Genomic DNA, 10,417 nt, shown 5'->3' on the forward strand with positions numbered 1-10,417 from the left:
TGCGGGCCGAGGCGGGCCGCCTCGTGGGCCAGGACGCGGCGGACGGTGGCGTGGTCGGTGATGGCGCAGTCGAACTCGACGAGCAGGGCGTCGTAGGTGGGCACCACATCGTGGACGCCGGTGAGTCGGACGGCGTCGAGGGCGTCGGCGAGGGCGTGGACGAGCCGCCAGGCGGGTTCGGCGTCCAGGCCGACGGCCTTGGCGACGAGGGCGGAGTCGCCGCAGTCGGCGATGGTGACGTTGGCACTCATCTCAGGCGTCCTTGCCGCTGAGGACTTTGTCGAGCGAGGTGATCTCGACGCCTGCGGCGAGGAGTTGCTCGCGGATGCGGCCGGCCAGGGCGATCGCACCGGGGCTGTCGCCGTGCAACAGGACCGTGTCGCAGGCGACTTGGACGTCCGTGCCGTCGACGCTGCGGATGACGCCCTCGGTGACCATGCGCAGAGTGCGGCGGGCGACCTCGTCCGGGTCGTGGATCACCGCGCCGGGTTCGGAGCGCGGGACGAGGGTCCCGTCGGCGCGGTACGCGCGGTCGGCGATGCCCACAATGCCGACCCGCAGTCCACGGGCGCGGGCCGCGTCGGCCAGCTCGCCGTCCTGCGCGAGGACGATCAGCGACTCGTCCAGGGCGGCCACGGCGTCCACGACGGCGCGGGCGTAGTCGGCGCGTACGGCGACCAGGTTGCCGAGGCGGCCGTGCGGGGCGACGTGGTGCACTCGCGTGCCGTGGGCGACGGCGAAGGCCTGGAGTGCGCCGATCTGGTAGAGCACGTCGGTGCGGACCTCCTCCGGGGTGAGGTCCATCGCGCGGCGGCCGAAGCCGATCAGGTCGGGGAAGCTGGGGTGGGCGCCCACGGCGACCTGCTTCTCCACGCAGGTCCGCACGGTCGCGTCCATGATGCGGGGATCGCCGGCGTGGAATCCGCAGGCCACATTGGCGGAGGTCAGCATCTCCAGAAGGGCCGCGTCGTCGCCCATTGTGTAGGCGCCGAATCCCTCGCCGAGATCGGCGACGAGGTCAACCATGGGGGTCATGACGTCCTCCGGGAGAGAATGCGGGAATGGGGAACTCCGGGAAAGAGAATTCTGCGGGGAGGGTAATTCCGGGATGCGGATGCCCTGGATGTTCCGCACAACTTATTCCGCCCGCCGCGTGATCGCCAATATCCGTTCGGTCTGGCGTTATCGCGAACCGCTATGACTCCCCTCACACCCTCCACCCGCCGGGGCTGTGCTTCGGGGTGATCCCTCCCTACGATGAGGCTTCGCTCCACCTGGAAGGCCCCGCGCAATGGACACCAGACGTCTCTACTCGTTCATCAAGATCATCGACGCGGGGAGCATCACGCGCGCGGCCGACATCCTGCACATCGCCCAGCCGGCGCTGAGCCAGCAACTGTCCGCCCTTGAGGCGCAGTTCGGGCAGCAACTGCTGATCCGCAGCAAGCGCGGCGTCGCCCCGACCGAGGCGGGCCGGGCGCTGTACCGGCATGCCCAGCTCATCCTGCGGCAGGTGGACCTCGCGCAGGCCGCCGTCGACGTCTCCGGCCGGGCCCCCGCGGGCAGCGTGTCGGTGGGCCTCGCGCCGTACAGCCTGGGTGCGGCCCTCGCGCTGCCGCTGCTCAAGAGCGTGCGCGAGCGCTACCCGGACATCCTGCTGCACATCAACGAGAACTTCGGCGGGGTGATCAGCGAGGCGATCATGACCGGCCGGATGGACATGGCGTTCATCTACGGCGCCGGTCCGCTGCGGGGTGTGCAGTTCGAGCCGGTCCGTACCGAGGATCTCTTCCTGATCGAGGCGCCCGGTGACACGGCGCCGCCGGGGCAGGGCGAGGTGCGGCTTGAGGAGCTGGCGAGCCTGCCCCTGCTGCTGCCCAGCCGTATCCACACGATCCGGCAGGTGGTGGACGCGGCCTTCCAGCAGTCGTCGCTCCGGCTGAACGTGGTGGGTGAGGTGGAGTCGGCGCTGACCCTCGTCAACGCCGTGGACGCGGGCCTCGGCGCGACGGTCCTGCCGTGGTCGGCGGCGCGCGCCATTCTCGATGTCCGCGCCCTGTCCGTACGGCGGATCGTGGAACCCGTCACCACGGTGAAACTGTCCGTGGTGACCTCGGACAATCAGCCGCTCTCGGAACCCGCGCTGGCCGTGCACGATCTGTTCCTGGAGCTGATCGACACCGACAGGAATAAGGAAGGCCAATAGCGTCAGAAGAATCCGCTATTTGTTTCCGGTGACCGCCGCGGCTAGTTTTTTCGAAACCATCTCGCAACCACTGCGAAATCGTTCGCCCGGTCGGTAATGCACGGCTCGTCACTGGAGAAACACATGAAGAAGCGTGTCCTCGCCACCCGTGAAAACCTGCCCGGCCGAGGTCTGGACCGCCTCTCCGAGAGCGCGGAACTGGTGGCCTGGCCCGGTGCCGGCAAGCCCGCACCCGCCGACCTCGCCACCCTCGCCCCCGGCGTGAGCGGCGTACTGGCCCTCGGCAACGACCCGGTCGACGGTGCTCTGATGGACGCGGCCGGCCCCTCGCTGCGCGTCATCGCGCTGGCCAGCATGGGCTTCGACAACGTCGACCGGGCCGCCGCCGCCGAACGCGGCATCGTCGTCACGCACACGCCCCGCGTCCTCGCGGAGACCACCGCCGACCTCACCTTCGCGCTGATCCTCGCCGCCCGCCGCAGGCTCGGCGCGGCCGGGGCGAGCCTCGCGGAGGGCTCCTGGGGACTGTTCCGGATGCACGACTATCTCGGCCTGGACGTCCACGGAGCCACCCTCGGCCTGATCGGCTACGGCCAGATCGGCCGCGCGGTGGCCCGCCGGGCCCACGGTTTCGGCATGCGGGTGATCCACCACGACCCGTACGCCCCCGACGACGACCTCTCGACCTCGGTCGGCCTGGCCGCGCTGCTGGCCGACGCCGACGTCGTGTCCCTGCATGTGCCCCTCACCGAGGAGACCCGCCATCTGATCTCGGCCCGCGAGCTGGCCGCGATGAAGCCCACGGCCACGCTGGTCAGCACCTCGCGCGGCGGGGTCGTGGACGAAGAGGCCTTGCTGGACGCCGTCCGCGAGGGGCGCCTGCACTCCGCCGGGCTCGATGTCTTCGAACGCGAGCCGATGGGACGGGAGTTGTCCCCGCTGGTCGCCGAGCCGAACGTGGTCACCCTCCCCCACATCGGATCGGCGACCGAGGCGACCCGGGCCGCGATGGTCGACCTGGCGGTGGACAACATCCTCGACGTGCTGGCCGAACGGCCCGCCCGTACGCCTCTTCCCGGCAGTTCGGCGGTGGCGGGCGCGCCGGTCGGCGGCTGAACGCTCACCCCGCTTGAGTGCTGCTGAGGCCGGCCCACTGCAGCAGGAATCGCAGCGCCTCCTGCGAAGGCGAGTCCGGTGGGGCCGTGTACGCGACGAGGAACTGCTCCGGGTGCGTGTCGACGGTGAACTGCTGGACGTCCAGGGTGAGTTCACCGGCGACGGGATGGACGTACGTCTTGGTGAGTTGCCGCGGTCCCCGCACCTGATGTTCTGCCCACCACCTGCGGAAGTCCGGGTCGCGGGCGCCGAGTTCGGCGATCAGGGTGTCCAGCGCGGGCTGGTGCGGGGTGCGGCCCGCCTCCATGCGCAGTACGGCGACGCACTCGCGGGCGGCCCGGGGCCAATCGGCGTACAGGGCACGGAAGTCGGCGTCGAGGAAGGTGAGCCGGATCAAGTTGCGCTCGGCCGGGGGCAGGGCGCCGAAGTCGGTGAGGAGCGCGGTCGCCGCGCGGTTCCAGGCCAGGACGTCCATGCCCCGGTGCAGCACCATCGCGGGGACGTCGTACATGGTGTCCAGCAACTGCCGTAGCCGCGGGGCGACTTCGGAGCGTCCGGCAGGCCGGGCGGATGCTCCCGGCGCGACCTCGGCCAGCGCGAAGAGGTAGGCGCGTTCGTCCGGGGCGAGGTGGAGCGCGTCGGCCAGTGCGTCCAGGACGGCGCGGGAGCCCCGGCGGGTGCGGCCCTGTTCGAGGCGGACGATGTAGTCGACGCTCACGTGCGCGAGGTGGGCCAGTTCCTCCCTGCGCAGCCCGGGTACCCGGCGCAGTCGGCCGTCGTCGGGGAAGCCCGCCTGCTGCGGGTCGCATTCCGCGCGGCGGACGCGCAGGAAGTCGCCCAGTTCGTTGCCGGAGGGGGACGCGTCACGGTCTGCCATGCCTCCAGTGTCGTCGGGTCGGCGGCGGTGTGCCTGGTACAGAACCGCATAGGCAGAGCCGTCCCTGGTGGCGCCGGGTGGGGTGGAGTGACGGTGGGGGCACGGCCGTGAACAGCGGCTTCCCTCTCCTCCGACTGGAGTGCCTCCCGATGCGTACTGACGTCACTTTCTCCAGCGCCGGCCTGAAGCTCGCCGGTCATCTCCACACCCCGGACGGGGAGGCTCAGTCCGGGTCGCCGCGTCCCGCGATCGTGGTCGGGCATCCCGGCACCGGGGTGAAGGAACAGGCCTCCGGTCTGTATGCCCGTCTGCTGGCCGAGCGCGGGTTCGTCACGCTCGCCTTCGACGCCGCCCACCAGGGTGAGAGCGAGGGCGAGCCGCGCAGTCTGGAGGACCCGGGGCAGCGGGTCGAGGACGTGAAGGCCGCTGTCTCCTTCCTGGGCACCCTCGACGAGGTCGACCCCGGCCGCATCGGGGCGCTGGGCATCTGTGCCTCCGGCGGCTACGCCCTCGCGGCGACCGCGACCGACCCGCGCATCCGGGCCGTGGGCACGGTCAGCGCCGTAGACATGTCACGGCAGTTCCGGCTCGGCGCGGACGGCGCTCAGGACCCGGCCGTCGTGGAAGGCATGCTGGCCGCCGCCTCCGCGGCCCGTACCGCCGAGGCCCATGGCGCGGATGTCCAGCGTTTCCCGGTCTTCCCCGCCACCGAGGAGGAGGCGCGCGCGGGCGGTCCGCACGTCTACGAGGGCTGGGAGTACTACTGCACACCGCGCGCCCGGCATCCCCGCTCGGCCAAGGCGCTGACCTGGACGAGCGTGGATCGCATCGCCGCCTTCGACGCGTTCGCGTCCGTCGCGCTGATCGCGCCGCGGCCCCTGCTGCTGATCGTCGGGCGTGCGGCGGTGACGTCCTGGATGAGCGTGGAGGCGTTCCAAAAGGCGTACGGGCCAAAGGAGTTGGCGTGGATCGAGGGCGCTTCGCATGTCGATCTCTATGACAAGGACGAGTACGTCACGCCTGCCGTCGAGAAACTGACCGACTTCTTCGCTGCCCAACTGGCCGTGTGATCCAGCAGACAGGGAAAACTCAACAAGTAACTTGGCAAAGTTACTTGTGGAGTTTTACGGTGGGGCCATGAACACGAACCCCGGGCCGCAGCCGACCGTCGCGACCGCGCAGCGGCTCAGCGACGCGATCATCCGGGTGCGCGCACGACTGCGCACCGAGTCGGGGCAGCACGCGACCGGCCTCACGCCCACGCAGCTCGCCGTGCTGGGGAGCGTCGTACGGGAGGGGCCCGTCACGGCGGCGCGGCTGGCCGCGCTGGAACGGGTCAGCGCGCAGTCCATCGCGCAGAGCCTGGCCGTGCTGAAGGCCGCCGGACTGGTGCACAGCGAGCCCGACGCGCGGGACGGCCGCAAGAAGCTGATGAGCGCCGATCCGTCCGCCGCCGAGCTGATCGACAAGCTGCTGAGAGGCCGCGCCACCTTCCTGGCCAGGGCCATCGACCAGCTCGTCGACCCGGCGGAGCGCAAGGACCTGGACAAGGCCATCGAGTTGCTGGAGCGCCTCGCCGGGGTCGAGCTGGACGACGGCCGCATATGAGGACCGACGCCGCCAAAGCCGTCGCCGCGGCGCGCGACCTCGCGCGCAAGCCGTTCGCCTGGACCTTCACGACCCCGCTCTACGTGGGCGCGAGCCTCAACCCGGTCAACAGTTCCATCATCGCGACCGCCCTGGTGCCGATCGCCACCGAGCTCCATGTCCCGGTCGGCAGCACCGCCGTACTGGTCTCCTCGCTGTATCTGGCCAGCGCGATAGCGCAGCCCACCGCCGGCAAGCTGGCGGAGGTGCTCGGCGCGCGCCGGGTCTTCCTGTGCGGCATCGTCCTGGTGCTGCTCGGCGGTGTCGTCGGAGGCCTCGGCCAGAACCTGGCGATGCTGACCGTCGCCCGCGTCCTGGTCGGCGTCGGCACCTCGGCAGCCTTCCCCTGCGCGATGGTGCTGATCCGGCGCCGCGCCCAGGACGCCGGTCTCGACGCCCCGCCGGGCGGAGTGCTCGGCGGAATCGCGATCGCGGGCATGGCCACCGCCGCCGTGGGCCCGCCGATCGGCGGACTGCTGGTCGGCGCGGCCGGCTGGCGCTGGGCGTTCCTGATCAACATCCCGGTCACCGTGATGGCGATGGTGATGGCGGTGCGCTGGCTGCCCAGGGACCCCGCGCTCGACCGCGCGGACCGGCGTTTCCGCCGGGTCGCCGACCGCATCGACCTGCTCGGCATCCTCGGTTTCGCCGTGACGATGACCGCGCTGGTCATCTTCCTGATGGACCTCCCCCAGCTCAATTGGGCCGCCCTCGCCGTCTTCGCGCTGGCCGCCGTACCCACCGTCTGGTGGGAACTGCGCAGGACAGCGCCGTTCTTCGACTTCCGGGCCCTCGCCGCCAACGGCGCCCTCACCCGCACCTATCTGCGCCAGGGGCTCACCCTGCTCGGCACCTACTCGGTGATGTACGGCATGACGCAGTGGATGGAGGCCGCGCACGGTTTCTCCACCGTGACGGCGGGACTCCTGCTGCTGCCGATGGGCGCCGTCTCCGCGCTGCTCTCGCACCCGCTGGCCCGCCGCAATCTGGTGCGCGGCCCGCTGATCGTCTCGGCGGTGACCATGCTGATCGGCTCGGCCGGGATCATGCTGCTCACCTCGGACAGCCCGGCGATCGCGCTCGTGCTGGTGTCGCTGATCTTCGGCGTCACCTCGGCCGCCACCACCGTCGGCAACCAGACCGCCCTCTACCTCGCCGCGCCGCCCGACCAGATCGGCACCGCCTCCGGGCTGTTCCGCACCTTCGGCTACCTCGGCACCATCACCTCCGCCGTGATCGGCGGCATCGTCTTCCGCACCGGCGTGACCGACCACGGCCTGCACACCCTCGGCCTCGTACTGGTCGGCGCGGGCCTCGTGGTCCTCCTGCTGACCGTCCTGGACCGCCGGTTGATGGGCCGCGAAACAACCACCTGACCGACCACCCCCTATGAAAAACCCCACCAAGGAGAACCCCGCGTGAGCACCACCTCCCTCCCCACGATCGCCCCCGAGCGCACCGCCCTGCTGGTCATGGACTTCCAGAACGGGATCGTCCCCGCCGTACCCGACTCCGACGCCCTCGTCGAGCGGGTCAAGGACTCCATCGCCGCCGTCCGCGCGGCCGGCGGCACCATCGGCTACGTCCGCGTCGCCTTCACCGAGGACGACTGGGCGGCCGTCCCCGAGTACAACCCGACCTTCAGCGGGGTCGCCGGGGCGAAGATGCTGCACCACGAGGACGCGTCGACCCAGATCGACGAGCGGCTCACCCCGGAGGACGGCGACGTCGTCGTCCGCAAGATCCGCTACGGCTCCGGCTCCACCACCGATCTCCACCGGCAGCTGGACGAGCGGGGCATCGACACCCTGGTGCTCGCCGGGATCAGCACCGGCGGTGTCGTCCTGTCCACCGTCATGGACGCCGCCGACCGCGACTACCGCGTCCTCGTCCTGGCCGACGGCGTCGCCGACCCCGACGACGAGACCCACCGGGTGCTGGTCGAGAAGGTGTTCCCGTCCCGGGCCCACGTCATCGACACGGCGGCTCTACGAGGGCTGCTGCGCTCCGCCTGACGGGGTCCCCGGGAAGACCACCCGGAGCTTCTGCACCCGCCCGCCCTGCCGGAACATCAGCCAGGCGAGGCTGGGCGGGCAGGGGTTCGAGATGCCGGCCGGGTTGACGGCCTCCATCTCCCAGATGGCGATGTCCCGGCTGGCCACGACATGGCGCAGATGCTGGGTCACGCCCTTCTTCCGGGTCTCCCGCATCGCCGGGAAGGGATGGAGGCGTCCGCCCTCCTTGTTGAGGACGCCGACCAGTTCGGTCTCCGCCGGCCACAACTCCAGGATCTCGCCGGGCAGTTGACCGCGCATCGCGCCGTCCAGCGTGACCTCGGCCTCCTGCCGGCTGTCCTCGGTGATCGCGGCGGCGTCCTCGTGGCCCTGCGTCCGGGTGGACAGCAGCACCTTGGCCATCTTCGCCCGGGCCTGGTTGAGCCGGCTGCGCACGGTGCCGACCGGCACCTCGCAGGCCTCGGCGATCTCCTGGTACGAGGTGATCCCGCTGAAGTGCCGCAGCATCAGCACCAGCCGCTGCTGCTGCGGCAGTTCCTCCACCGCGTCCCAGATCCAGTCCCGCATCGCGTGCTGCTCGATCAACTGCTCGGGGTGCGACGGCTCGTCGTCACGCAACCGCACAGGCTCCAGCCCGTCGAGACCGGGCAACTCCCGGTTGGCCCGCAGCCGCATCCGCGCAGAGTTCCTTACGATCGCCCGCAGCCACGCCCCTACGGCCGCGGGCTCCCGTACATCACCGATGCGCCGCAGCGCGGTCAACGCGGCGTCCTGTACGGCGTCCTCGGCGTCGGGGCCGTAGCCGAGCAGGCTCAACGCCACGGCCCGCATGGGCGCCTGATGGCGTGTCAGCAGAAGCCCCAGGGCGCCGGAGTCGCCCGCCTGGGCCCTGCGGGTGAGTTCCTCGTCCGTGGGGTGGTTGAGGGGCACCATGAATCCGAAGCCTCCATGACGACGCATCGCGAACGGTGTGCTGCCGGGGACCTCGTGCGTCGTGGCGAGGGGCCCTTGCCGAGGAAGATACGCCGGAGCGGCTCCTCGGCAAGGGCGTTGCTCAGTCTTCGGACCGGCTGCCGGCCTCGGGCAGCCAGCTGCCGTGGAAGCCGGACGGGACCGGGTACGGCAGTTCCACGACCGCCTGCACCGAGAGGTCGGCGGCGTCGAGGACGAGCAGTTCGCCCGCCGCGCCCTCGTCGTCCGAGAGGAGCGACAGCAGCCAGCCCTCGTCCTCGGCGGTGCCGTCCGCCGCCGGCACGAAGACCGCTTCGCCGGAGTAGCGACTGCCGGGCGTCTTGTGGACGTCACCGGTCTGGCGCGCGAGGTCGTGCTTGGCGATGCCGTCGCCGTTGACCGTGTAGAGGTAGCGGTTCGGGCGCCCGGTGAGGGTCTCGTTGTGGGTGGGGAACTCGGCCTCGCGGTCGTCGAGTTGGGACTCGAAGACCCGGCCGGCCACCGGGTCCAGGATCCACCGGTACAGCACCGACGGCGCCTGGGTGTGCCCCGGTTCCCGCACCCCGACCTGGCCGCTCGGCACGCCGGGGACGCCCTGGCCGGTGGGTCCGCCGATGTCGCCCCAGACCTTCCGGAAGCCGGCGTCGTCGTAGCGCACCGCGTCCAGCACCACCCGGCCCTGCGGGTCCTCGTAGGCGTTGCCCACATGGAAGACGTAGCAGGGGTCGACGTCGAACCAGCGGACATCGGTGGAGCCGGGCTCGCGCGACATGATCCCGATCCGGGCGCCGTACGCCTCGGCCCACCGGTAGGGCATGCCGCCGCGCCCGGCCAGGCCGGCGTCGAAGACCACGGGCAGGTCCATCCACACGATGTGGTGCTCGGTGATGGCGAAGTCGTGCATCATCGTCGGGCCCGGCACGTCGATCGGGCGGCTGTCGAGCAGTTCGCCCTCCGGGGTGACCCGGTGGTAGGTGAGGTAGGGCGGCGCGAACCCGGTCCCGAACAGGTGGAGTTCACCGGTGACCGGGTCCTCCTTGGGGTGCGCGGTCATCGCGGTGGTGAGCTTCCCGCCGAAGTCGTACGGCCCGACGGTCTCCAACTCCGGTGTGACCCAGTAGGGCAGGCCGACCTCGCACAGCGCGAGCACGGTGTCGGCGTGCCGGATCACATGGGTGTTGGCGGGCGTCGCGGCCAGGTCGATGCTGAAGTCCTCGCGGACGAAGGGGTGCCCCTCCAACTCCCGTGTCCTGACCCACCTGTTGCGGTACCACTCGGCACGGCCGCCGCGCAGCCGGATGCCGTGCAGCATGCCGGGGCCGGTGAACCAGTGGCCCCGGTCCTCGCCGGGCAGCGGGTTGGGGCCGTTGCGCAGATAGCGGCCGTCCAGCTCGGGCGGCAGGGAGCCGCGCACGGTGAGCTCGGCCGCGGTGTGCTCCTCGGGGACCGGGGCGAAGCGGCCCCGGAGATACAGCGGAACGGTTGTCTCGTCGGTCATGGTGCTTTCCTTGTCGAGCCGTGCGCCCGAACCACCCTGGTCCGGGCCGGAGTTGGCCGCGGCGACGGACACCGGCGGGGCGCCCGCCGCCGCGGTTGCGACGGCCG

11 protein-coding genes are annotated in these 10,417 nt (G+C 71.1%); 6 read left to right on the forward strand and 5 right to left on the reverse strand.

The features are described 5' to 3' along the window. On the reverse strand, positions 1 to 251 hold a 251-nt coding region (locus tag R6V09_RS35350; RefSeq protein ID WP_317885550.1), incomplete at its 3' end, for a carboxyltransferase domain-containing protein. 1 nt (position 252) lies between these two features. After that, positions 253 to 1,035, reverse strand: coding sequence for a LamB/YcsF family protein (locus R6V09_RS35355; RefSeq protein WP_317885551.1), 783 nt, complete (start codon positions 1,033 to 1,035; stop codon positions 253 to 255). Positions 1,036 to 1,291: 256 nt separating this feature from the next. Between R6V09_RS35355 and nac the strand changes: the two genes are divergently transcribed. Together nac and R6V09_RS35365 are read left to right on the forward strand one after the other, a co-directional pair. Then, on the forward strand, positions 1,292 to 2,206 hold the full coding sequence (gene nac / locus R6V09_RS35360) for a nitrogen assimilation transcriptional regulator NAC (RefSeq protein WP_317885552.1): 915 nt from the start codon (positions 1,292 to 1,294) through the stop codon (positions 2,204 to 2,206). 123 nt (positions 2,207 to 2,329) lie between these two features. Next, the gene (locus R6V09_RS35365; protein WP_317885553.1) at positions 2,330 to 3,322 is read left to right on the forward strand and encodes a 2-hydroxyacid dehydrogenase; all 993 of its coding nucleotides are present in this window, start codon (positions 2,330 to 2,332) and stop codon (positions 3,320 to 3,322) included. A 4-nt stretch (positions 3,323 to 3,326) separates the two neighbouring features. On the opposite strand, the gene R6V09_RS35370 is transcribed toward R6V09_RS35365, so the two are convergent. Continuing rightward, positions 3,327 to 4,199 (reverse strand): helix-turn-helix transcriptional regulator, encoded by an 873-nt coding sequence (locus tag R6V09_RS35370; RefSeq protein WP_317885554.1) that lies wholly within the window; start codon positions 4,197 to 4,199, stop codon positions 3,327 to 3,329. Positions 4,200 to 4,348: 149 nt separating this feature from the next. Here R6V09_RS35370 and R6V09_RS35375 point away from each other — a divergent pair, with 149 nt between their 5' ends. From R6V09_RS35375 to R6V09_RS35390, 4 genes are all read left to right on the forward strand, one after another. After that, the gene (locus tag R6V09_RS35375) at positions 4,349 to 5,269 is read left to right on the forward strand and encodes an alpha/beta hydrolase (RefSeq protein ID WP_317885555.1); all 921 of its coding nucleotides are present in this window, start codon (positions 4,349 to 4,351) and stop codon (positions 5,267 to 5,269) included. A 67-nt stretch (positions 5,270 to 5,336) separates the two neighbouring features. Continuing rightward, entirely contained in the window at positions 5,337 to 5,807 is a 471-nt protein-coding gene (locus tag R6V09_RS35380; RefSeq protein ID WP_317885556.1) for a MarR family winged helix-turn-helix transcriptional regulator, read from the forward strand. Continuing rightward, positions 5,804 to 7,222, forward strand: a complete 1,419-nt coding sequence (locus R6V09_RS35385) for an MFS transporter (protein ID WP_317885557.1) — start codon at positions 5,804 to 5,806, stop codon at positions 7,220 to 7,222. Before R6V09_RS35380 ends, R6V09_RS35385 begins: the two co-directional genes overlap by 4 nt. Positions 7,223 to 7,264: 42 nt before the next feature. Further along, on the forward strand, positions 7,265 to 7,861 hold the full coding sequence (locus tag R6V09_RS35390) for a cysteine hydrolase family protein (RefSeq protein WP_317885558.1): 597 nt from the start codon (positions 7,265 to 7,267) through the stop codon (positions 7,859 to 7,861). Here R6V09_RS35390 and R6V09_RS35395 read toward each other — a convergent pair. Then, positions 7,835 to 8,794 (reverse strand): RNA polymerase sigma factor, encoded by a 960-nt coding sequence (locus tag R6V09_RS35395; protein WP_317885559.1) that lies wholly within the window; start codon positions 8,792 to 8,794, stop codon positions 7,835 to 7,837. The two genes, R6V09_RS35390 and R6V09_RS35395, sit on opposite strands and share 27 nt — an antisense overlap. A gap of 121 nt (positions 8,795 to 8,915) precedes the next feature. Next, positions 8,916 to 10,310 carry a carotenoid oxygenase family protein gene (locus R6V09_RS35400; RefSeq protein ID WP_317885560.1) on the reverse strand — a complete coding sequence of 465 codons (1,395 nt, stop codon included), beginning with the start codon at positions 10,308 to 10,310 and terminating at the stop codon, positions 8,916 to 8,918. Positions 10,311 to 10,417 lie beyond the last annotated feature (107 nt).

This window comes from Streptomyces sp. W16, from assembly GCF_033194735.1.
Lineage (GTDB): Bacteria > Actinomycetota > Actinomycetes > Streptomycetales > Streptomycetaceae > Streptomyces.